General features: G+C 61.9%; 24 protein-coding genes. 11 read left to right on the forward strand and 13 right to left on the reverse strand.

What is annotated here, in order from left to right:
- The first annotated feature begins 58 nt into the window (after positions 1–58).
- The 8 genes from glyQ (at position 59) to H2Z84_RS02245 (ending at position 7,535) form a co-directional block, all read left to right on the forward strand.
- Entirely contained in the window at positions 59–949 is an 891-nt protein-coding gene (gene glyQ / locus H2Z84_RS02210; RefSeq protein ID WP_124644782.1) for a glycine--tRNA ligase subunit alpha, read from the forward strand.
- Positions 950–955: 6 nt separating this feature from the next.
- Complete coding sequence (locus tag H2Z84_RS02215; protein ID WP_181834526.1) at positions 956–1,390, forward strand: surface-adhesin E family protein; 435 nt, start codon at positions 956–958, stop codon at positions 1,388–1,390.
- Between the two features lie 3 nt (positions 1,391–1,393).
- A complete protein-coding gene (gene glyS / locus H2Z84_RS02220) occupies positions 1,394–3,454 on the forward strand; it encodes a glycine--tRNA ligase subunit beta (RefSeq protein WP_181834527.1) in 2,061 nt (686 codons plus the stop codon).
- A 106-nt stretch (positions 3,455–3,560) separates the two neighbouring features.
- A complete protein-coding gene (gene gmhB / locus H2Z84_RS02225) occupies positions 3,561–4,097 on the forward strand; it encodes a D-glycero-beta-D-manno-heptose 1,7-bisphosphate 7-phosphatase (RefSeq protein WP_181834528.1) in 537 nt (178 codons plus the stop codon).
- Between the two features lie 29 nt (positions 4,098–4,126).
- On the forward strand, positions 4,127–4,897 hold the full coding sequence (locus tag H2Z84_RS02230) for a lysophospholipid acyltransferase family protein (protein WP_181834529.1): 771 nt from the start codon (positions 4,127–4,129) through the stop codon (positions 4,895–4,897).
- Positions 4,857–5,567, forward strand: coding sequence for a M48 family metallopeptidase (locus H2Z84_RS02235; RefSeq protein WP_181834530.1), 711 nt, complete (start codon positions 4,857–4,859; stop codon positions 5,565–5,567). The genes H2Z84_RS02230 and H2Z84_RS02235 overlap by 41 nt, the downstream gene beginning before the upstream one ends.
- A 52-nt stretch (positions 5,568–5,619) precedes the next feature.
- On the forward strand, positions 5,620–6,009 hold the full coding sequence (gene gloA, locus H2Z84_RS02240) for a lactoylglutathione lyase (protein WP_103523325.1): 390 nt from the start codon (positions 5,620–5,622) through the stop codon (positions 6,007–6,009).
- A 122-nt stretch (positions 6,010–6,131) separates the two neighbouring features.
- Positions 6,132–7,535 carry a sodium:proton antiporter gene (locus H2Z84_RS02245; protein ID WP_181834531.1) on the forward strand — a complete coding sequence of 468 codons (1,404 nt, stop codon included), beginning with the start codon at positions 6,132–6,134 and terminating at the stop codon, positions 7,533–7,535.
- Positions 7,536–7,601: 66 nt separating this feature from the next.
- On the opposite strand, the gene ypfH is transcribed toward H2Z84_RS02245, so the two are convergent.
- Positions 7,602–8,288 (reverse strand): esterase, encoded by a 687-nt coding sequence (gene ypfH, locus H2Z84_RS02250; protein WP_181834532.1) that lies wholly within the window; start codon positions 8,286–8,288, stop codon positions 7,602–7,604.
- Positions 8,289–8,433: 145 nt separating this feature from the next.
- Between ypfH and mpl the strand changes: the two genes are divergently transcribed.
- Together mpl and H2Z84_RS02260 are read left to right on the forward strand one after the other, a co-directional pair.
- The gene (gene mpl, locus H2Z84_RS02255; protein ID WP_181834533.1) at positions 8,434–9,819 is read left to right on the forward strand and encodes a UDP-N-acetylmuramate:L-alanyl-gamma-D-glutamyl-meso-diaminopimelate ligase; all 1,386 of its coding nucleotides are present in this window, start codon (positions 8,434–8,436) and stop codon (positions 9,817–9,819) included.
- A gap of 26 nt (positions 9,820–9,845) precedes the next feature.
- Complete coding sequence (locus tag H2Z84_RS02260; protein ID WP_181834534.1) at positions 9,846–10,478, forward strand: LysE family translocator; 633 nt, start codon at positions 9,846–9,848, stop codon at positions 10,476–10,478.
- 6 nt (positions 10,479–10,484) lie between these two features.
- Here H2Z84_RS02260 and H2Z84_RS02265 read toward each other — a convergent pair whose 3' ends face one another.
- The 11 genes from H2Z84_RS02265 to queC form a co-directional block, all read right to left on the reverse strand.
- A complete protein-coding gene (locus tag H2Z84_RS02265; RefSeq protein WP_181834535.1) occupies positions 10,485–11,420 on the reverse strand; it encodes a GGDEF domain-containing protein in 936 nt (311 codons plus the stop codon).
- 104 nt (positions 11,421–11,524) lie between these two features.
- On the reverse strand, positions 11,525–12,037 hold the full coding sequence (locus H2Z84_RS02270) for a hypothetical protein (RefSeq protein ID WP_181834536.1): 513 nt from the start codon (positions 12,035–12,037) through the stop codon (positions 11,525–11,527).
- Positions 12,038–12,060: 23 nt separating this feature from the next.
- A complete protein-coding gene (gene serB / locus H2Z84_RS02275) occupies positions 12,061–12,903 on the reverse strand; it encodes a phosphoserine phosphatase SerB (RefSeq protein ID WP_181834537.1) in 843 nt (280 codons plus the stop codon).
- 123 nt (positions 12,904–13,026) lie between these two features.
- Positions 13,027–13,494, reverse strand: coding sequence for a DoxX family protein (locus H2Z84_RS02280; protein WP_181834538.1), 468 nt, complete (start codon positions 13,492–13,494; stop codon positions 13,027–13,029).
- Between the two features lie 70 nt (positions 13,495–13,564).
- Positions 13,565–14,314 carry an HvfC/BufC N-terminal domain-containing protein gene (locus H2Z84_RS02285; RefSeq protein WP_181834539.1) on the reverse strand — a complete coding sequence of 250 codons (750 nt, stop codon included), beginning with the start codon at positions 14,312–14,314 and terminating at the stop codon, positions 13,565–13,567.
- Positions 14,304–15,134, reverse strand: a complete 831-nt coding sequence (gene bufB / locus H2Z84_RS02290) for an MNIO family bufferin maturase (protein WP_181834540.1) — start codon at positions 15,132–15,134, stop codon at positions 14,304–14,306. Before bufB ends, H2Z84_RS02285 begins: the two co-directional genes overlap by 11 nt.
- A 69-nt stretch (positions 15,135–15,203) precedes the next feature.
- A complete protein-coding gene (locus H2Z84_RS02295) occupies positions 15,204–15,458 on the reverse strand; it encodes a BufA1 family periplasmic bufferin-type metallophore (RefSeq protein ID WP_181834541.1) in 255 nt (84 codons plus the stop codon).
- Positions 15,459–15,569: 111 nt separating this feature from the next.
- Complete coding sequence (locus H2Z84_RS02300) at positions 15,570–15,836, reverse strand: BufA1 family periplasmic bufferin-type metallophore (protein ID WP_181834542.1); 267 nt, start codon at positions 15,834–15,836, stop codon at positions 15,570–15,572.
- Positions 15,837–16,091: 255 nt separating this feature from the next.
- Positions 16,092–16,721, reverse strand: a complete 630-nt coding sequence (gene queE / locus H2Z84_RS02305; RefSeq protein ID WP_181834543.1) for a 7-carboxy-7-deazaguanine synthase — start codon at positions 16,719–16,721, stop codon at positions 16,092–16,094.
- Between the two features lie 2 nt (positions 16,722–16,723).
- Entirely contained in the window at positions 16,724–17,755 is a 1,032-nt protein-coding gene (locus H2Z84_RS21570) for a 6-carboxytetrahydropterin synthase (RefSeq protein ID WP_181834544.1), read from the reverse strand.
- 1 nt (position 17,756) lies between these two features.
- On the reverse strand, positions 17,757–18,461 hold the full coding sequence (queC, locus tag H2Z84_RS02315; protein WP_181834545.1) for a 7-cyano-7-deazaguanine synthase QueC: 705 nt from the start codon (positions 18,459–18,461) through the stop codon (positions 17,757–17,759).
- A gap of 295 nt (positions 18,462–18,756) precedes the next feature.
- On the opposite strand from queC, the gene H2Z84_RS02320 reads away from it, so the two are divergent.
- Positions 18,757–19,695, forward strand: coding sequence for a diacylglycerol/lipid kinase family protein (locus H2Z84_RS02320; RefSeq protein ID WP_181834546.1), 939 nt, complete (start codon positions 18,757–18,759; stop codon positions 19,693–19,695).
- Between the two features lie 149 nt (positions 19,696–19,844).
- Here H2Z84_RS02320 and H2Z84_RS02325 read toward each other — a convergent pair whose 3' ends face one another.
- Entirely contained in the window at positions 19,845–20,522 is a 678-nt protein-coding gene (locus H2Z84_RS02325; RefSeq protein ID WP_181834547.1) for a type 1 glutamine amidotransferase domain-containing protein, read from the reverse strand.
- Positions 20,523–20,583: the final 61 nt, after the last annotated feature.

Below are 20,583 nucleotides of genomic sequence, written 5' to 3' on the forward strand. Positions count from 1 at the left end.
GCCGGGGGCGCTAGGCGGTAGAATCGTCCTTTGACTTTTCACTAGCTACCCCACGTCTATGCTTACCTTCCAGGAAATCATCCTTACCCTCCAGAATTATTGGAACGAGCAAGGGTGCGTCATCATGCAACCCTTCGACATGGAGGTGGGCGCCGGTACCTCGCATCCGGCCACCTGTCTGCGTGCCATCGGCCCGGAGCCGTGGAATGCAGCTTATGTGCAGCCCTCGCGTCGTCCCAAGGACGGCCGCTACGGTGAAAACCCGAACCGTCTGCAGCATTACTATCAGTTCCAGGTCGCCCTGAAGCCGTCGCCGGCCAATATTCAGGAGTTGTACCTGGGTTCGCTCAAGGTGCTGGGCATCGACCCCACCGTGCACGACATCCGTTTTGTGGAAGATGACTGGGAAAACCCGACGTTGGGTGCCTGGGGTCTGGGCTGGGAAGTGTGGCTGAACGGCATGGAAGTGACCCAGTTCACCTACTTCCAGCAAGTGGGCGGTCTGGATTGCAAGCCGGTACTGGGCGAAATCACCTACGGTATCGAACGTCTGGCCATGTATCTGCAAGGCGTGGAAAACGTCTACGACCTGCTGTGGACGGTCTACCCCAACGGTCAGCGTGTGACCTACGGCGACGTGTACCACCAGAACGAAGTGGAGCAGTCCACCTACAACTTCGAACACGCCAATGTGCCCAAGCTGTTCGAACTATTCAGCTACTACGAATCCGAAGCCAAGCGTCTGCTGGAGATTCCGCTGGCGCTGCCGGCCTACGAAATGGTGCTCAAGGCTGGCCACAGCTTCAACCTGCTGGATGCGCGCGGCGCCATCTCGGTGACCGAGCGTGCCACCTATATCGGCCGGGTACGCACCCTGTCGCGCGGCGTGGCGCAAGCCTATTACGCCTCGCGTGAGGCACTGGGCTTTCCCATGTGTCCCAAGGCCTGATTACCAATGAAACTCTGGATCAGCCTGTTGCTTGCCCTGGCCGCCGTGCCGGCGCTGGCCGAAACCGCCGATTGGGGCGTCTACCAGCAGGGCTCTGCCCTGGAACTGGCCATGGACCGCAACTCCATCTGGGTGGAGAAAGACGGGCTGGTCCATTTTGTGAATCAGGAACGGTTCAGCGAGCGTCAGTACGACAAGGCCACCGACATCCAGTATTACATTCGCCGCACCACGGGCTATGCCAATTGCGCCAAACAGCAATACGCGCTGATCGGGCTGGAATACGCCAGCAAGAATAACCGCCATCTGTATTCCAGCATGTTCCCGGTGCAGCGTTTTGCCTGGAACTGGCAGCCGGTGTACCAGAACTCGGTGGCCGACACCATGCTGCAAGTCGTGTGCTATCTCGCCAAAACTGCTCCGCACAAGAAATCTGAATAAACCATGAACGCCACCCTGCTTATCGAGTTGCTCACCGAAGAGCTGCCGCCCAAGGCGCTGGAAAAGCTGTCGCTCAGCTTTGCCCAGACCATTTCCGAAGAACTGAAAAAACTGCAATTCGTCGCTGCCGATGTCGAGGCGATTGCCTTCGCTTCGCCGCGCCGTCTGGCTGTGCAGGTGCCGGCCGTGCTGGCCGTGCAGCCGGACCAGAAAATCGTGCGCAAGGGCCCGGCCGTGGCCGCCGGCATGAAAGATGGTCAGCCCACTCCGGCACTGGCCGGTTTTGCCCGCTCCTGCGGCGTGGAAGTCTCCGCCCTCAGCACCATGAGTGATGGCAAACAGGATGTGTTTGCCTACGAGAGCACCAAGACCGGCGAAGCGCTGGCCGCCGTGCTCACCGATATCGTGGCGCTGGCGCTGAAAAAACTGCCCATCCCCAAGCTGATGCACTGGGGCGATCTGGACTACCAGTTCGTGCGCCCGGTACATGGCCTGATCATGCTGTGGGGCGAAACCGTGATCGAAGGTGGCGTGCTGGGTCTCACCAGCTGCAATGCCACCCGTGGTCACCGTTTCCTGTCCACTTGCGATGTGATGGTGGAAAAGGCCGATGACTACGCCCGCGTGCTGTTCGAGCAAGGCAAGGTGCTGGCCAGCTTCAATGCCCGCCGCGAACTGATCAAGAAACGTCTGGCCGAGGCCGCCGCCGTGCACGGTGCCACCATCGCCGCCGACGAGGCCCTGCTGGACGAAGTGACTGCGCTGGTGGAATGGCCGGTGGTGCTGGAGGCTGGCTTTGAAGCCGAATTCCTCAAGGTGCCGCAGGAATGCCTGATTCTCACCATGCAGCAGAACCAGAAGTACTTCCCGCTGCTGGATGCCCAAGGCAAGCTGATGAACCGCTTCCTGCTGGTATCCAACCTGGAAACCGCTGATCCCAGCCACATCATCCAGGGTAATGAGCGCGTGCTGCGCGCCCGCCTGTCCGATGCCAAGTTCTTCTTCGAGCAAGACCAGAAAGCCCGTCTGGAAACCCGCCTGGCCAAACTGGCCGAAGTGGTTTACCACAACAAGATCGGTAGCCAGCTGGAACGGGTAGAGCGCCTGCAAGCCATTGCCGGCCAGATTGCTGCCCAACTGGGCGCGGACAAGTCCGTAGCCGAGCGTGCCGCCTTCCTGGCCAAGGCCGACCTGGTTACCGACATGGTGGGTGAATTCCCCGAACTGCAAGGCGTGATGGGCATGTACTACGCCCAGCACGACGGCGAGAGCGAGGTGGTTGCCGCCGCCATCGAAGGCCACTACCACCCGCGCTTTGCCGGTGACAGCCTGCCGCAGGGCGATATTGCCACCGCCGTGGCGCTGGCCGACAAGTTGGAAGCCATTGTCGGCATCTGGGGCATCGGCCTGATCCCCACTGGCGACAAGGATCCGTACGCGCTGCGTCGCGCGGCCCTGGGCGTGCTGCGCATGGCACTGGAAGCCAAGCTGGACCTCAAGGCCCTGCTGGCGCTGGTAGCCGCCGCCTTCCCGGCAGGCAAGCTGTCTGCCACCACGGCTGACGAAGTGTTCAGCTTCATGATGGACCGCCTGAAAAACTATCTGGCTGCCGATTATCAGGGTGATGAAGTCGATGCCGTACTGGCACTGGCACCGTCTACCCTGAACGAAGTGCCTGCGGTACTGGCTGCCGTGGCCGCCTTCAAGGCGCTGCCGGAAGCCACCACGCTGGCCGCCGCCAACAAGCGCGTGAAGAACATCCTGAAGAAAACCGAAGGCGAAGTGGGTTCGGTCAATCCGGCCCTGCTGAGCGAAGCGGCCGAACAGGCACTGTACGCTGCCGTGACCGAACTGGCTCCGCAGGTGGACGCCAAGTTTGCCGCGCACGACTTTGCCGGTGCGCTGGCCCAGCTGTCCAGCCTGAAGGCACCGGTGGATGCCTTCTTTGATGGCGTGATGGTGATGGCAGACGACCTGGCGGTACGTGCCAACCGCATCGCCCTGCTGGCCCGTCTGGCTGATCTGTTCAACCGCGTGGCGGATATCTCGCTGCTGGCGGATTAAGCTTGTAGCCGGTCCTGCGGGACCGGCTGGCGCAGTTTTTGCCTGCATCAATCCGGCAAGGTGGCACGTTTGCCCGCCGGATTGTTCTCCCACTGCAAGGAAAACCATGAAACTCGTCATCCTGGATCGCGACGGCGTCATCAACGAAGACCGCGATGATTTCGTCAAGAACACCATGGAGTGGGTGCCGCTGCCGCACAGTCTGGAAGCCATCGCCAACCTGACCCAGGCCGGCTGGCATGTGGTGGTGGCCACCAATCAGTCCGGCCTGGCGCGTGGCCTGTTCGATGTGCATGCGCTCAATGCCATGCATGAAAAGATGCACCGGCTGGTGGGGCAGGCTGGTGGCCGTATCGATGCCATCGCCTACTGCCCGCATGGCCCGGATCACGGCTGTGAATGCCGCAAACCGCTGCCGGGCATGGTGCTGGAGCTGGCCGAGCGTTTCAATGTCAAGCTGCAGGGCCTGCCCTTGATCGGCGACAGCCTGCGCGATCTGGAATCGGTGGCTGCGGTTGGCGGACAGCCCATTCTGGTGCGTAGCGGCAAGGGCATGAAGACTCTGGAAAAGGGCGGCCTGCCCGAAGGAACGCTGGTGTTCGACGACCTGTTCGACGCCGCCGAGCACTTGATCAATCTGTGAACTGGCTAAGTCCAAGGCTGATATAACCCATGATCTGGATTCGTAATCTGATTTACTGGCTGTTACTGCTGATTGTCACGCCGCTGTGTTTTCTGGGCCTGTTCATCGCCGCACCGCTGCCACGCCGTACCCGCCATGTGTTTGGCGAGAGCTGGGCCAAGATCATGCTGTGGCTGCTGGTGCATGTGGTGGGCCTGAAATACAAGGTGATCGGGGCCGAGAACATCCCGTCCGAGCCGTCCATCATCTGCTCCAAGCACCAGTCCGGCTGGGAAACCCTGGCCTTGCAGAAAATCTTTCCCTCGCAGATTTATGTCGCCAAGCGCGAATTGCTGTGGCTGCCCTTCTTCGGCTGGGGCCTGGCCTTGATGAACCCCATTGCCATCAACCGTTCCGACCGTTCCCGAGCCAACGACCGCATGCTGCAACAGGGGCTGGAGCGCAAGAAACACGGCTTCTGGATTACCGTGTTTCCCGAAGGTACCCGCACCAAGCCGGGTGTGGCTGGCAAGTACAAACACGGCGCAGCGCGCATGGCGCGTCAGCTGGACATGCCACTGGTGCCGGTGGCACACAATGCCGGCGAATTCTGGCCGCGCAATGCTTTTCTGAAATATCCGGGCGAGATTACCGTGGTGATCGGCCCGGCCATCCGGCCGCAGGATGGTGTTGGCCCGGAGGCCATGACCCAGCAGGCGCAGCAATGGATCGAAGCGCGTCAGCGCGAGATCGGCGGCGTCGGCCCCTTTGCCCATCCCGATGACAAGCGCCGCCGCCTGGACCATCCTGCCGCTGCCTGAGGGCGCGGTAGAGGTGCACCTGGTGAGGCGGGTGCGCAAAAGCATAGGCATCCGCATTGCCGATGGCCGGGTGGAGCTGATTGCCCACCCCCGCATCAGCCAGGCCCGTTTGCGCGAGGTGTTGCTGGCGCGACAGGACTGGATTGCCCGGCATGTGCTGACACAGCGGGAACAAAAACAGCAGCTGGCCGATCTGACCAGCCTGTCTTATCTGGGGCGCGAGCTGCCCATCCAGCTGCAGGGCGGCCAGCGCCGCACGGCGCGGCTGGACGGCGATGTGCTGCAGGTATGCGGCATTGCCCCGGGTGACACGGCTGGCCTGCAGGCGGTGGTCAGCGCCTGGCTCAAGCGTCAGGCCCAGTTGTGCTTTGCCCAGCGGCTGGGGCAGTTCGCCGTGCACTGCCCGCGTCAGCCGGGCAAGCTGTCGCTGTCATCGGCCCGCACCCGCTGGGGCAGCTGTACCGCCGCTGGCGATATCCGCCTCAACTGGCGGCTGATGCAGGCTCCACTGCCCATCATCGATTATGTGCTGGCACACGAGCTGGCCCATTTGCTGCACATGAACCATTCTTCCGCCTTCTGGGCGGAAACCGCCCGCTTGTTTCCCGACTGGAAAAATGCTCGCCACTGGTTGAAACAACAGGGGAGTAGCCTGTTTCGTTTTGGCTAGTCGCCTGTCCGGTAGTGAGCACGGGCGGTTTATCTGATACAGGAGTCATACCATGCAATTTCTGCACACCATGCTGCGCGTCGGCAATCTGGAACGTTCGCTGGCCTTTTATCAGGAAGTACTGGGCATGCGCCTGCTGCGCCGCCAGGACTATCCGGAAGGCCGCTTTACCCTGGCTTTTGTCGGCTACGGTGATGAAACCGACCATACCGTGCTGGAGCTGACCCATAACTGGGATACCGACAGCTATGAACTGGGCAACGCCTTTGGCCATATCGCCATCGGAGTGGAAGATGCCTACCAGGCTTGTGAGGCGGTACGCGCCAAGGGCGGCAAGGTGGTACGCGAAGCTGGCCCGATGAAGCATGGCACTACCGTCATCGCTTTCGTGGAAGACCCGGACGGCTATAAGATCGAGTTCATTCAGAAGGGCAGCCTGTAAGTGAGTCCGCTCACCAGCCCTCATCCACCGGCGGTGTAATACTGCAGAGGCTGGCAGCCAGACTACCAGCCTTTTTTCATGCCGGCGTCGCCACTAGGCCGACGCCTCAATCGGGAGAATCAATGCGCACCACACTGTGCAAGCTGGCGGCCATGTTCGCCTGTCTGTTCCTGCCTGCGTTGGCACAGGCAGCCGACCTTGACGGAACAAGCCTGAGCCTGGCCTGGGTCCTGCCCTTTGCCGGCATCCTGCTGTCCATTGCCCTGTTTCCGATTTTTGCGCCGGCATTCTGGCATCATCATTTCGGTAAGGTCACCGCGCTCTGGAGCGTGCTGTTCCTGTTGCCCTTTGCCTTCAGTTTCGGGGCCAGCAGCACGCTCAGCCTGATCGTGCATGCGCTGATTACCGAATACATCCCCTTCATCGTGCTGCTGCTGGCACTGTATACCGTGTCCGGCGGCATCCTGGTGGGCGGCAGCCTGCATGGCTCACCCAGGGTCAACACCAGCATTCTGGCCATCGGTACTGTGCTGGCCTCCATCATGGGGACCACCGGGGCCGCCATGCTGCTGATCCGGCCCTTGCTCAAGGCCAACGACAACCGCACGCACCGGGTGCATGTGGTGGTGTTCTTCATTTTTCTGGTGGCCAATGTGGGCGGTGGCCTGACGCCGCTGGGTGACCCGCCGCTGTTTCTGGGCTTTCTCAAAGGGGTGACCTTCGGCTGGACCTTCCAGCATATGCTGTTGCCGGTGGCGCTGCTGGCTGCTTTGCTGCTGCTGGTGTTCTATGCGGTGGACAGCTATTTCTACCGCCGCGAGGACGAGGAGTTCAAGCCGCATCGTGATCAACCCTTGCACTTGTTCGGCAAGATCAATTTCCTGTTGCTGGCCGGCGTGGTGGGGGCGGTATTGTTGTCCGGTTTCTGGCAGCCGGCGGTGCATTTCGAAGTGGCCGGCGTGCATGCCGAGTTGCAGAATCTGGTGCGCGATGGCCTGTTGCTGCTGCTGACCATTGTTTCCCTGTGGGTCACGCCCAAGCAAGTGCGGGCGGGCAATGAATTCAACTGGGGCCCGATTCTGGAAGTGGGCAAGCTGTTTGCCGGCATCTTTGTCACCATCGCGCCGGCCATTGCCATCTTGCGCGCAGGCACGGCCGGGCAGCTGGCCGCACTGGTGCATGCGGTATCCGCGGCCGATGGCCAGCCGGTGAATGCCATGTATTTCTGGATGACCGGCCTGCTGTCCAGTTTCCTGGACAATGCGCCAACCTATCTGGTGTTTTTCAATCTGGCCGATGGTGATGCCAGCACGCTGATGGGGCCGCTGGCCCAGACGCTACTGGCCATTTCCATGGGGGCGGTATTCATGGGTGCCAATACCTATATCGGCAATGCGCCCAACTTCATGGTCAAGTCGATTGCCGAGCAGCGCGGCGTGGCCATGCCCAGCTTCTTTGCCTACATGCTGTGGTCCATCAGCGTGCTGATGCCGCTATTTGCCCTGCTGACCTGGGTTTTCTTCTGATGCAAAAACGGCGTGCCTCCACTCCTGGGGCGCGCCGCTGCAGTCTTGTTACCTGGGTTTGCTTGTTTACTTGGGCTTGATGGCTGCCTGTTCCGGGCTAGCGCTCATGGCCTCGTCCCACACATGGCGCGGGATATGCGATTGCAGGTACTCCAGCGCCTTTTCCAGCAAATCTTCATGGATGTGGTGGCCGACAAAGGGCTCAATCTCGGCGGTGACATCGCTGCCCAGCGCGATCAGATGTTCGGCCGCCTGAATGCTGTGCTGGTAGGGAATCACCGGGTCGGCCTTGCCATGGAACAGATGCACCGTGGTGTGTGCCAGTGGTGCAGCCGGCAGGCTGGCAAAGCGCCCGCTGAATGCCAGCACGCGGCTGGCGAGGTCCGGCTTGGCTGCTGCTGCTTCCAAGGCCATGATGGCGCCCTGGCTGAAACCCACCAGTGCGGTGGCCGCATGGCCCAGGCCGCTGTCTTGTTGCCAGCGTGTTACCGCAGCGAGAAAGTCGGGCAGGGCAGCCGCCACCCGTGCCGGGCGATTTTCTTCGGTGACTTCCTGCACCGAAAACCACTGGAAACCCTGGCCCAGATCACTGGCATGGCTGCCGGCCACGCTGACAATCAGCGCCTGCGGAAAGCCTTTGGACAGAAACTGGCCCACTTGCTGCATGCTGTCCGGGGTGGCGCCCACACCATGAAACAGCAGCATCAGTTGCTGTGGCTGGCCGGGACGCTGGATGACGATATCGTGGGTCATGGTGATTCTCCTGATGGGGCAGCGCTAGCTACCCACGGTGATTGAGTGCAGTGTGCCGCAGTGTGTGCGGCGTGCGAACAAGTGAATTATGCGGCCAAGGCGGCGTTATAATAGCCCCCTCGCGGTCAACACAGCATTTACTGTCATGCACATTCATATCCTGGGCATTTGCGGCACCTTCATGGGCGGCATTGCTGCCATTGCCAAGCAGGCCGGCCACACCGTTACCGGTTGTGATGCCAACGTCTATCCCCCGATGAGCACCCAACTGGAGGCCATGGGCATTACCCTGACCCAGGGTTTTGGTGCCGAGCAGCTAGAGCTGGGGGCTGATGTGTATGTGATAGGCAATGTGGTGACCCGTGGCAAAGAATTGATGGAAGCCATCCTCAATCGTGGCCTGCCCTATATCTCCGGGCCGCAGTGGCTGGCAGAGAATGTATTGCAGGACAAATGGGTGCTGGCGGTGGCCGGTACCCACGGCAAAACCACCACCAGTTCGATGCTGGCGTGGATTCTGGAAGACGCCGGCCTGGCGCCGGGTTTCCTGATTGGCGGCATTCCGCAGAACTTTGGCGTATCGGCCCGCCTGCCCGGTGTGCCGGCGCAGGACCCGGCCAGCATCAGCCCCTTCTTTGTGATCGAGGCCGATGAATACGACACGGCATTCTTCGACAAGCGTTCCAAGTTTGTCCACTACCGCCCGCGCACCGCCATCCTGAACAATCTGGAATACGATCACGCTGATATTTTCCCTGATCTGGCAGCCATCGAAACCCAGTTCCACCATCTGGTACGCACCATTCCGGCACAAGGCTTGATTGTCAGCAATGGCCGCGAAGCGAGCCTCACGCGGGTGCTGGAGCGTGGCTGCTGGACCCCGGTGGAAGCTTTCGGCGTGGCTACCGGTTGGCAGGCAGGCGAGCCGGATGCGGCGGGACACTTCGATGTATTGCTGGATGGCCAGCCGCAAGGCCGGGTGGAATGGACGCTGCTGGGCGAGCACAACCGCCTGAATGCGGTGGCTGCCATTGCTGCTGCCCGCCATGCTGGCGTGGCGGTACGCGATGCCATCGCCGCCCTGGCACGCTTTGACAATGTAAAACGCCGCATGGAAGTGCGCGGCACGGTGGCCGGCATCACCGTGTATGACGACTTTGCCCACCATCCCACCGCCATTGCCACCACGCTGGAGGGCTTGCGCCGCCATGTGGGCAGTGCACGCATTCTGGCGGTACTGGAACCACGCTCCAACACCATGAAGCTGGGCACGATGAAAGACGCCTTGCCCGGTTCGCTGGCACTGGCCGACCGGGTGTTCTGCTCCGCTGCGGGCCTGAACTGGAGCCCGGCCGAGGCACTGCAGGGCATGGGCGACAAGGCGGAAACCTTCGACCAGCTGGACACGCTGATCGCCGCCATTCTGGCCGAGGCCAAGACGGGCGACCATATCCTGGTGATGAGCAATGGCGGTTTCGGTGGCATCCATCAGAAACTGCTGGATGGGCTGGCTGCCGCTCAGGCACACTGAACGCCCATCCCCGAAGAAAGCCCGCCATGCCACAGTCCCTGCACTGGTTGACCTTTGCCCTGCTGGCGCTGGGCATGGTGCTGACACCCGGCCCTAATATGGCCTATCTCTTGTCGCGCTCCATCTGTCAGGGGCGGCGCGCCGGTCTGATTTCGCTGGCGGGTGTCGGGGCGGGCTTTCTCTGCTACATGCTGTGCGCCGCGCTAGGCATCAGCGCGCTGCTGCTGGCGGTGCCGCTGGCTTACGATGCGCTGCGGCTGGCCGGGGCGGGCTATCTCATGTATCTGGCGTGGCAGGCGCTCCGGCCGGGTGGCCGCTCGCCTTTCGAAGTCCGCCAGTTGGCCGCAGACAGCCCACGCAAGCTGTTTGCCATGGGCATGCTGACCAATCTGCTGAACCCCAAGGTCGCCGTGATGTATCTGTCGTTGCTGCCGCAGTTCATCGATACCGCGCAAGGCAATGTGCTGAGCCAGTCGCTGTGGCTGGGCTTTACCCAGATTGCCATCAGCTTGCTGGTCAATGCGCTGCTGGTGTTGCTGGCTGGCAGCATGGCGCGCTTTCTTGGCGGCCGCCCGCTGTTTTTGCGCTTGCAGCGCTGGCTGATGGGCGGCGTGCTGGCGGTCATGGCCGTGCATCTGGCCCGCCAGGGCCGTAGCTGATCCGGTTCAGGCCTGGCGGTGGATCTGGTTGGCTCCGGCTATCCGCGCCAGGCTCAGTGCGCCCTGCAGGCGGTCCAGCATGGCATTGGGCGAGTTTTCTTCCAGCCGCAGCGCACTGATGCCGATGCAGGCCTGAGCCTTTTCTTCCTGCCCCTGATGGATATAGGTGAGCTGCCCCAGTGAGTGCAGCAGCCTGCGGCCCAGTTCGTGAGCGCCTTCCAGGCTGGTATTGGGCATCAATACCAGAAAAACATCATCTTCCTGCCGTGCCACTTGATCGCTGTCGCGCGTGCTCTGTACGCACAGGCTGCCAGCCAGCCGCAGCAGATGGCGTCGTGCCGAGCCATTGTCCTGTTGTGGAATCAGCTGCGGGATATTGATCAGCTGTACCGCCATGCCTGACAGGTCCCCACCATAGCGGCGGATGCGCCCGGTTTCGGCATGGGCTCCGCTCAGTAGTTGCGGCATGCCCACCACGCCGGTGAGCTGGTCGTCATCGTGGTTGGTCTGTTGTTCGTGCTTCATGCTTTTCACCAGATTGAGCGAGCGTTCGACTAGTTGGTGTTCGAAATTGAGCAATTGGCTCATCATCTGGCTTTCGGTGCGGTCACTAAAGCTGATCACCAGCGTGGTGCTGTCATCCAGCATCACTTCCCGCAGCGATAGCTGAACCTCGAAATGGCGGCCGGTGGCGGTTTTCAGTTGTAGCCGCCGGTTATAGACCATGCTGTTGCTGGCCAGTAAGGCCTTGAGTTCGGCGGCGTCGGCCGGGTGTTGCAGATACTGCCCGAAATCGCGGCCCAGTAATTCGTCGTGCGGGGTGGCCAGCAGGATGGCCGCCAGCTGATTGGCGCTGATGATGCGGCCGCTGGCAGGCTGTGCCAACAGCAGGGCACCCTGTACGGTATCGATCAGCGACTGGAATGAGGGGAAGCTGGCCATGGGGCATACCTAGACTAAATGGCAGTTGAGTGCCTGATATTTTCAGTCTAAGCCAGCAGGCGGAGGATTTCACCTGTAGGCGGCAGCCAGTGATGGGCGGGGTGTCAGCGCTCCAGGATGGCGCGGCGGTGGCGGCGGAAAACCCAGCGCTCCCACAGTGGGCCGGTTTGCTCGTCCGCTGGCAGCTGCAGGCGGGCGGTAATGGCATAGGCTTCGTCCGGCGTCGGACATTGGGCTTCGATACGCGCGGCCATGAACAGCATTAGCGCTGAATCCGCATTGGGCGACAGCGCAATCTGCACGGTGTCACCCACCCGCCACGGGTGGTCGGACAGCCAGGCTATGCTGTCCAGCCCCAGCCGGCAGCGGGTCAGTGGCGGGCGGTCCGGGTGATGTCCGAGCAAGGAGATTTCCAGCGCCAGATCCAGCTTGGCTTCCAGCCGTACCAGCATCGGGTCGGGTTCTTCCGGTGTTTCGCTGGGCGCGGCCAGCACCCGCAGCGCCAGCCGGGTTTCGCGCTGACGCGCTGGGGAGCATTGCTCTTCGCTGAGCAAGTGCACGCTCAGCGGCAACATGGCATCGAAACTGGCACTGTCCAGCGGTGGTAGCGGGCTCATGACGCTCTCCTTGGAATGGACTATCAGGCGAACAGTCTGCTGACGCCATCCAGCCCCATGACATTGATGGCCACATCGGTCTGGGCCTGCACCACCGGCTTGGCTCGGTAGGCGATACCCACGCCGGCCTCTCCCAGCATCAGCAGGTCGTTGGCACCATCACCCATGGCGATGACCTGGTCTGGGCGCAAGCCCAGTTGTTCGCGTTTTTCAATCAGCAGGCGTTGCTTGGCGGCGGCATCGACGATGTCACCCACCACGCGGCCGGTCAGCTTGCCGTCCACCACTTCCAGCTGGTTGGCATAGGCGTAGTCCAGCCCCAGCTCCTGCTTGAGTTTTTCGGTAAAGAAGGTGAAACCGCCGGAAACCAGCATGAAGCGGATGCCGTGCTGCTTGCATGCAGCCAGTAGCTGCTCGGCGCCGGGGCTCAGTTGCAGGCGTTCTTTATAGACCTTTTCCAGTGCACTTTCCGGCAGGCCGGCCAGCAGGCTCACCCGTTCGCGAAGTGAGGCGGAGAAGTCCAGTTCGCCGCGCATCGAGCGTTCGGTAATGGCGGCCACCTGGGGCTTGATGCCCTGCATGTCGGCGATTTCGTCGATGCACTCGATGGTGATCAGCGTGGAGTCCATATCGGACACCAACAGGCCGAAGTTGGCCAGCTGCAGGCTGCTGTCGACAAAAGCGAAGTCGTAGCCCAGTGCCTGGCAGCAGGCGCTGATGGCATCACGGCTGGCCGGGTCGGCCTGTTCCAGCCGGGCAGATTCCAGCGAGGATTGGTTGATGCTGCTGGCACCGGCTAGCGCGGCCAGTTCCTGCAATTCCTTGCTGTCGAGACGGGGGGACTGGATGACGAGGGTAAGAGGCATGGGCGGGCGGATGTGGAGTTGGGCAATACGCCATTATGCCACTGCCGGGCAGTCTGCCGGAATGTCCGTGTGCGGGAGCCGGCCGGCGTGCTGTCTGCGGCGCGCCGGGCCTGCCCGCAGGCTTCAGGCCGGCTGGCGGTGTTTGCCGCGCCAGCTGCGCCAGGCCGCATCCAGCGACAGGCCACCGGGGCCGAAGGCAAACAGCGCCAGCAGCAGCATGCCCCAGTAGTAGTGGAACTGGCGGGTGATGTCGGTGAGGCCGGGGTAGCTGATGACGGCCATCAGGTTGACCACGAACAGCCCGGCGGCGGCAAAGCGGCCAAACAGGCCGGCAACCAGCAGGCTGGAAAACACCGTTTCGCCAAAGGTACCCACCAGTGCCGCCAGTACCGGCGGCAGCAGCGGCACATGATATTCCTCAGTAAACAGCAAGACCGTGGTATCCCAGTCGTCCAGCTTGGTAAGGCCAGACTTGAAAAATACATTTGCTACCCACAGCCGGAACAGCAGCAGCACCAGCGGGCGGGCAGCGTGACTGGCTTGGTCGAACAGCCGCTGCAGCGGCAGCAGTTTTTGTCTGAGAACTTGCATGGTCGGTCTCCCGTGGTGTGGGCAAGCCGCGCCCCTCCGCCATGGTGGCGGATGGTGGACAAGCCTGGTCTTAGAGTTGGTAGTGGCTGAGCAGGCCGTCGGCGAATAACAGCGCCAGTCCGGCTTGCAGGTCGAAATCGTCTTGTGCGGCCAAGGCCAGCCCGGCAGCCTCGCCCAGCGGCAAACCATCCTGCAAGGCCAGTAGCAAGGCGGCCATGCCGGCAGCTTGTGCCTGTACGCTGACCTTGCCGGCGTGGCGGCTGACCAGTGCCTGCTCGCCACCGGCTGCCAGGTCTACATTCAGCGTCTGGCCGGGCTGGTGTCCCTGCCAGATGGAAACCACCGGCCAGGAGGATGACAGTGCCCGGCTGCTGTCAGTCAGGCTGAAGCGCAGCTGGCTGAATTGTTCCGGGTCGATGCTGCTTAGTGTGGCGGCGGCCAGCGGGGTCTGGTCGATGGCGTAATAGCTGCGGTGTACTGCCCATTCCAGCTGGGCGACATCCGCCAGATAAGGCAGTGTCTGTACCGGCGGGAAGTCCCGCAGGAAGTCGCCAAAACTGCCGCCATAGCGATGCAGATTGCCACTGTATGAGGCGTACTGCTTGCTGTATTCACGCGCCAGCCCGGTCATGAATTCTTCACCGACGATCTGTCTGGTCACCGGGTAAATCATGTTCAGGGTTTCGATCAGGCCGACGCGGTAGTTGTTGCGGTAGACCGCCAGCCCAGCAGGGTTCAGGCCCAGTGCGGCATCGGCCAGTTGCTCCTGTCGGGCAATCAATTCCAGCAGCTCTGCCTGCCAGCGTACTTCAGGCGTCATGGCGTGCTCCTTGTAGGATGGCATCGGCCTTGGCGGCTTCGGCCTGCAGCGTGTCCAGCGGTGGAATATCCAGATCCCATTCAATCAGGGTCGGGCGCGGGCCAATGCTGGCGATGACCTGGGCGTATAGCTGCCACACGCCGGGGTGTACTGGCTGGCTGTGGGTGTCTACCAGCATGCCTTCTCCCTCGCTATAGCCGGCCAGATGGATTTCGCCAATCGCCGTAGCAGGTAGCGCAGAGAGTACGGCTTGCACATCCGTCCCCAGGTTGATGCCGTTGACGTAGAGGTTGTTGACGTCCAGCAGCAGGCCGCAGCCGGTGCGCGCCACCAGTTCGGCCAGAAACTCGCCTTCGTTCATCTCGTTGCCGGGAAATTCCACATAGCTGGACAGGTTTTCCAGCAGGATGCGCCGCCCGAGTGCCTGCTGGGTTTCATCCACATGACTGGCAATCACCGCCAGCGAGGCCATGGTGTAGGGAATGGGCAGCAGATCGTTCACATAGCGCTGGGCGCTGTGGTTGAACGACAGGTGTTCGGACACCGCCGGCGGATCGATGGCGTCCACCAGCCGCTTGAGGGCTGCCAGATGCTCTCCATCCGGGCGCACCAGCGAACCCAGACCCAGTCCCACGCCGTGTAGCGACAGCGGATAGTGGCTGGCCACCCGCTGCAGCATGGCCAGCGGCATGCCGCCATCAAAAAAGTTTTCGCTGTGCACTTCCACCCAGCCTAGCGGCGGCAGGGTATCCAGTACCTGACGATAGTGGGGCGCACGCAGGCCGATGCCGGCGACAGCGGGAAGAGAGGACGGAGTCATGACCAGGTTTACCGGGAGGGAGAGGGGGAGGTGGTTGCCGGCAGTGACCGGCAACCATGCCGGGGCGGATTACTTGGCCAGTTTGCCGCCCATTTTTTCACAACTGCCCTTGGCGACGTATTTCCAGTCGCCCGGGTCCTTGTCCTTGGTGGCCTGACCGGCGCAGGAGTGGCTGCCATTGGCGGCGGCGCAGTCGTTCTTGCCGGCCTGGGCGATGCCGAAGCATTTTTCCTTTTCTGCCGCGGCGGCTGGGGTGGCGCTGAGTGCACCCATGGCGACAACGGTGCCGAGGGCGGAGGCGAGCAGGGCTTTGGATACATTCATGGTGATTCTCCTTGGGTGGGCAAGTTCAAGCGGGTTTTATAGTGGGGGCGCTGCGCCGGATCAGGCAGCCCGGTGGGCCACCCGACAGGCGTGCTGTTAACGATAGACTGTTTATTGTTTCATTGGTGCCATGGTCATGCCACCCATCTTTTCACAGCTGCCTTTGGCAACCAGCTTCCAGTCGCCGGGGTCCTTGTCCATCTTGGCCTGGCCTTTACAGCCATGCGCACCAGTGGCGGATGCACAGTCGTTCATGCCGGCCATGGCCACGCCATAGCATTTTTCCTGTTCTGCGGCCTGGGCCGGTACGGCAGTCAGAGCTGCCAGGCTAACGACAGCACCGAGGGCGGAAGCAAGCAAGGTTTTGGAAGCGTTCATGTCAATCTCCTGTCGGGGGTAAGCGGCAAGTGCCGGGTTTCAGGAGTCAGTCGCGTGGGCCGGGGCTTTCTTACACATCAGCAGAAAATATTTTGAAATTATTTGCATTTCGCTGCTATTGGCTGCTGTTGCAAAAAATTCAACGATGTTTTCCGCAAGCCTGCTGCGTGACCGTCTCTGCAGCATAAGTCGGCTTTACTGTCGGCTTCTTACAATGACAGGCAAAAAAAATCGGGCGACCAGGCGCCCGACGGTTTAACGGATGTTGACTACCTTGTGCGTCTGCACCGATAGCCGCCAGCGCGGATGGGCCATGCAGTAGGCAATGGCAGCGCGGGTATTGGCTGCCAGTTCCGGGCCATCCATCGGCTGCAGATAGAAGGTATCGAACTGCAAGTGGGCGACGGTTTCCGGTAGCTGGGTGGCTTGCGGGTAGACCAGCTTCAGTTCGTTGCCGCTGGTTTGTAGCAAGGGAGCACCGGCCTTGGGGCTGACGCAGATCCAGTCCAGCCCGGCCGGGGCGGCGATGGTGCCATTGGTTTCCACAGCGATTTCAAAGCCCTCGGCATGCAGTGCGGCGATCAGTTCAGCGTCCAGCTGCAATAGCGGCTCGCCGCCGGTACACACCACGTAGGGTGTGCCGCCGCTGCCTGCCGGCCATTGGCTGGCAATGTGTGCAGCCAGCTCGGTGGCGGTGGCAAACTTGCCGCCATCCGGGCCGGTGCCGACAAAATCGGTATCGCAGAACTGGCAGACTGCCTTGCTGCGGTCTTCCTCGCGGCCCGACCACAAATTACAGCCACTAAAGCGGCAAAATACGGCGGCGCGGCCGGCTTGTCGGCCTTCGCCCTGCAGGGTGTAGAAGATTTCCTTGACCGTATACATGCTCATTCTCCCTGCAGCAGCGGCCAGCGCATGTCGTCATGGAACAGCAGCGATACGCCGCTGTGCTCGTCGTCCATCAGGTCGATACGGGCCAGCTCCGGCACCAGCGGCGACAGATGGGCGTGAATCCACTCGGCCACCGACTGGCTGTGGCCGTCGCGCACGCCGGCCAGCTTGTCCAGCGGATTGTGGTCCAGCTGGCGATACAGCGGTTTGAAGCGGTCTTTGACATCGCCAAAGTCCAGCAGCCAGCCCATGGTGCGGTCCAGGCTGCCGGTGAGCATCAGCCGCACCAGATAGCTGTGGCCGCTGTAATTGCCATCACTGTCGAAAGGCACGGCGCTTTCAAAGCGCTGTTCCTTCCAGATGCGGAAGCGCTTGCCGTCAAACTGACTGCCGGCGGTATGGGTTTCGCGTACTTCCACCCAGGCCAGCCCTTGCAGGCCGGCGCTTTGCAGCTGGGAATACAGCCAGGCGGCAATCACCTCGCTGGTGGGGTTTTCCAGCCCCGGAATGTCGTTCAGATAGCGTTGGTGCAGCCGCAAAAACAGCGGTGCCCAGGCGGCTTCCAGCTGGCGCTGGCTGCAGTGCTGGGCATTGGCCACGATACGTACGCCAAAGCCATGGCCATGCAGGCGGCCGCATTTGTGGCCAGCCGGCACATGCGGCAGATGGTGGGCGGCTTCGAAACGGGCGGCAATCCAATAGAGTGCGGTGCCGTTTTCCAGCATCACCCCGCGCTGCGGCGTGCTTTGCAGCAGCAGGGCCGCTGGGCAGGGCAGGGCATCCTTGATGTGCTGTGCCAGGCTCAGGTCGTCGCACTGTGCCAGTTGCTGGTTGAGGTCGGCATAGTCTAGCGGTGCCAGTACCCGGGCCAGTGCGCTGTGGAGTTCGTTTTGTTCGATGTGGGTGACATCGGCACGGGCCAGGGCGCGAAAGCTGTGGCCGTGCAGGCCATTCAGGCGATCTTCATCTCCGGGGACGCGGCGGGCTGCTTCGAAACGGCCACCGGCCAGCAGGCAGGATGCATGCATGTCAGACCTCCCTGGCGCAGCGTTCGACCAGCGGGTCGGCCACGCCAGCTTCGGCAAAGCCCTTGGCGCGCAGCTCGCAGGAGGCGCAATGGCCGCAGGGCGGTACCGCGCCGTTATAGCAGGTGTGGCTCCAGGCCAGCGCTTCCATCGCGCCCACTTGCTGTGCCAGGGTGACGGTTTCGGCCTTGCTCAAATACATCAGCGGGGTGTGCAGTTCTACCCGGCTGTCCATGCCCAGTCGCACCGCCAGCTGCAGCGCCTGCAGGGTGTTTTCGCGGCAGTCCGGGTAGCCAGAGTAGTCGGTTTGCGCCACGCCGGTAACGATATGGCGTGCACCACGGGTGTAGCCAAAGGCAGCGGCAAAGGTGAGGAAGATCAGGTTGCGGCCCGGCACAAAGGTATTGGGCAGGGCGTCGTCGTCGCGGCTGCCTTGTTCCGGCTGGATGCTGTCGTCGGTCAGCGCATTGCCACCGATGGCGGCAAAGGTGTCGATGGGCAGCACGGTCTGGCGTACGCCAGCCATGGCGGCGATCTTGCGGGCGCAGTCCAGCTCCACGCGGTGGCGCTGGCCATAATCAAAGGTGACGGCTTCCACATTGCCGGCGCCGAATTTTTGTAGCGCCCAAAACAGGCAGGTGGTGGAGTCCTGACCGCCGGAAAGCACCACCAGGGCTTTTTCCGCAGTCGGCGTGGAATTGGGGTTCATAGTGTGATCCATCGATAAACAGTCGAGGTGGCCTTGCTGGCTGTGGCCGGTGCTGTCGCGTCGCACACACGGGATCGGTCTCACCCGGCAGGCGGCGGCAGCCTGTAAACGGCGCAGCAAAACCGCCAAATCTACCAGAAAACCATTGCTCCGGCCAGCTTGCCACCGGTTTATGCCCTTGATTTTGCTGTTTTGTCCCTATCCTGCCGGCCTTGGGTGCTGACGCGAGCTGGATGTTTCAAAAGCATGACATCTGTCTGATAATCCAGCGCTTCACTGCTAACGTCTTTATGTTATGGATCAGACCCGACTGGTTTTCATCCTGCACGGCCAGCGCTGCCCGCGCTCGCTGCCCAACCGTCTGCTGGAAAAGTTTGGCCAGCACTTCCAGGTGGACATTCACATCACCACTTCGGCCGTCAGTGCCGAAGCCATGGCCCTGGCGGCGGTGACGCAGGGCTGCGACTTTCTCATTGCCGTGGGGGGCGATGGCACCATCCACGAAGTGATCAACGGCGTGATGCGTGCGCCGGCTGCTGCGCGTGAGCGGGTGGCGGTAGGGGCGCTGCCCTTTGGCACGGGTAATGATTTTGTCCGTTCGCTGGGCGTGAGTGATTCGGTGGAGCAGCTGGATGGCTTGATCCGTTCCGGCCAGGTGCGCCGTATCGACCTGGGCCGGCTGACGCTGGCGGGTGGGCCTGAAGGCGAGCGGGTGGTGTGGTTTGGCAATATCGCTTCGCTGGGCATCAGTTCGGCCATCGTGGAGCAGGTAAAGCGCCTGCCGCGCTGGCTGCCGGCCAGTGTGGCTTTTTACTGGTCTATCGTGCTGACCCTGCTGCGCTACCGGCCACGCCGCATGCGGCTGCTGCTGGATAATGGCGAGGTGATCAGCGGTGATTTCATCAGCCTGTGCGTGGCCAATGGCCGCTATTTCGGCAGCGGTCTGGGCATTGCGCCGATGGCGCGGCTGGATGATGGCCTGCTGGAGGTGGTGATGATTGCCAATGCCGGCAGCTGGGATTTTGTCCGTTTCCTGCCCACCTTGCGCAAGGCACAACCGGTGCTGGATGCACGGGTGCGCTATCTGAGCGTGCGTAGCCTGAGCATAGATGGCCAGGCTTGTCCGCTGGAGGTGGATGGCGAACTGGCAGGCCATGCGCCAGCCCATATCGAAGTGGTACCGCAGGCCCTGCGCTGTCTGTCCGCTTTGGGCGCGCAGGAGGGGGTGCATTAACCGCAGCTGACAACAAAATGGCTGCTGCATCTTGCTCTTGCTACTGTCCCTGCATCGCGCTGCTATTCTGGCAGTCGTTGCAAGGCTTTGCCGCAATAAAAAGGCCCCGCAGCAAGCGGGGCCGGGCAGGGCGCGGGGGGAGCTCTGTCTTACAGCCGTGCCAGCAGTTTTTCTGCCACCAGTTCGGACGAGGCCGGGTTCTGGCCGGTAATCAGCAGGCCGTCTTCGCGCACGAATACGCCCCAGTCCGGGCCTTTTTCATAGATGCCACCCTTGGCTTGCAGCGCGTCTTCCACCAGCAGCGGCACGATGGCGGTCAGTTGAACCGCGTCTTCTTCGGTATTGGAAAAACCGGTGACCTTGCGCCCGGCCACCAGCGGCTGGCCTGCGGCATCACGGGCATTCACCAGTACCGCCGAGGCATGGCACACGGCGGCTACCGGCTTGTCGGCAGCAATAAAGGCTTCGATCAGCGCAATGGAAGCGCTGTTGTCGACCAGATCCCACAGCGGGCCATGGCCGCCGGGGTAGAACACGGCGTCAAAATCACCGGCGTTTACGCTGTCCAGCGCCACGGTATTGGCCAGTATGGCTTGCAGGGCGGCGTCCTGATTGAAGCGTTCGGTGGCCGGGGTGCTGAAGGCCGGGTCGGCGCTCTTGGGGTCGATGGGCGGCTGGCCACCCTTGGGCGAGGCCAGGGTGATGGCAACACCCTTGTCGGCCAGCGCGTAGTAGGGCGCGGCGAATTCTTCGATCCAGAAACCGGTTTTGTGGCCGGTATTGCCCAGCGTGTCGTGGCTGGTGAGGACAAACAGGACTTTTTGCATGGTGTGCCTTCTCGTGTGGAGTGGTCCGGGTGGCGCAGGCCAACCCGGACGTTTGTTATCA

Origin of the sequence: Aquitalea aquatica (assembly GCF_013911085.1) — a bacterium.
In the GTDB taxonomy this organism is placed as follows: Bacteria; Pseudomonadota; Gammaproteobacteria; order Burkholderiales; family Chromobacteriaceae; genus Aquitalea; species Aquitalea aquatica.

Coding starts and splice junctions, on each gene's coding strand:
- glyQ (WP_124644782.1), top strand. CDS start 59: ATGCTTACCTTCCAGGAAATCATCCTTACCCTCCAGAATTATTGGAAC.
- H2Z84_RS02215 (WP_181834526.1), top strand. CDS start 956: ATGAAACTCTGGATCAGCCTGTTGCTTGCCCTGGCCGCCGTGCCGGCG.
- glyS (WP_181834527.1), top strand. CDS start 1,394: ATGAACGCCACCCTGCTTATCGAGTTGCTCACCGAAGAGCTGCCGCCC.
- gmhB (WP_181834528.1), top strand. CDS start 3,561: ATGAAACTCGTCATCCTGGATCGCGACGGCGTCATCAACGAAGACCGC.
- H2Z84_RS02230 (WP_181834529.1), top strand. CDS start 4,127: ATGATCTGGATTCGTAATCTGATTTACTGGCTGTTACTGCTGATTGTC.
- H2Z84_RS02235 (WP_181834530.1), top strand. CDS start 4,857: ATGACAAGCGCCGCCGCCTGGACCATCCTGCCGCTGCCTGAGGGCGCG.
- gloA (WP_103523325.1), top strand. CDS start 5,620: ATGCAATTTCTGCACACCATGCTGCGCGTCGGCAATCTGGAACGTTCG.
- H2Z84_RS02245 (WP_181834531.1), top strand. CDS start 6,132: ATGCGCACCACACTGTGCAAGCTGGCGGCCATGTTCGCCTGTCTGTTC.
- ypfH (WP_181834532.1), bottom strand. CDS start 8,288: ATGACCCACGATATCGTCATCCAGCGTCCCGGCCAGCCACAGCAACTG.
- mpl (WP_181834533.1), top strand. CDS start 8,434: ATGCACATTCATATCCTGGGCATTTGCGGCACCTTCATGGGCGGCATT.
- H2Z84_RS02260 (WP_181834534.1), top strand. CDS start 9,846: ATGCCACAGTCCCTGCACTGGTTGACCTTTGCCCTGCTGGCGCTGGGC.
- H2Z84_RS02265 (WP_181834535.1), bottom strand. CDS start 11,420: ATGGCCAGCTTCCCCTCATTCCAGTCGCTGATCGATACCGTACAGGGT.
- H2Z84_RS02270 (WP_181834536.1), bottom strand. CDS start 12,037: ATGAGCCCGCTACCACCGCTGGACAGTGCCAGTTTCGATGCCATGTTG.
- serB (WP_181834537.1), bottom strand. CDS start 12,903: ATGCCTCTTACCCTCGTCATCCAGTCCCCCCGTCTCGACAGCAAGGAA.
- H2Z84_RS02280 (WP_181834538.1), bottom strand. CDS start 13,494: ATGCAAGTTCTCAGACAAAAACTGCTGCCGCTGCAGCGGCTGTTCGAC.
- H2Z84_RS02285 (WP_181834539.1), bottom strand. CDS start 14,314: ATGACGCCTGAAGTACGCTGGCAGGCAGAGCTGCTGGAATTGATTGCC.
- bufB (WP_181834540.1), bottom strand. CDS start 15,134: ATGACTCCGTCCTCTCTTCCCGCTGTCGCCGGCATCGGCCTGCGTGCG.
- H2Z84_RS02295 (WP_181834541.1), bottom strand. CDS start 15,458: ATGAATGTATCCAAAGCCCTGCTCGCCTCCGCCCTCGGCACCGTTGTC.
- H2Z84_RS02300 (WP_181834542.1), bottom strand. CDS start 15,836: ATGAACGCTTCCAAAACCTTGCTTGCTTCCGCCCTCGGTGCTGTCGTT.
- queE (WP_181834543.1), bottom strand. CDS start 16,721: ATGTATACGGTCAAGGAAATCTTCTACACCCTGCAGGGCGAAGGCCGA.
- H2Z84_RS21570 (WP_181834544.1), bottom strand. CDS start 17,755: ATGCATGCATCCTGCCTGCTGGCCGGTGGCCGTTTCGAAGCAGCCCGC.
- queC (WP_181834545.1), bottom strand. CDS start 18,461: ATGAACCCCAATTCCACGCCGACTGCGGAAAAAGCCCTGGTGGTGCTT.
- H2Z84_RS02320 (WP_181834546.1), top strand. CDS start 18,757: ATGGATCAGACCCGACTGGTTTTCATCCTGCACGGCCAGCGCTGCCCG.
- H2Z84_RS02325 (WP_181834547.1), bottom strand. CDS start 20,522: ATGCAAAAAGTCCTGTTTGTCCTCACCAGCCACGACACGCTGGGCAAT.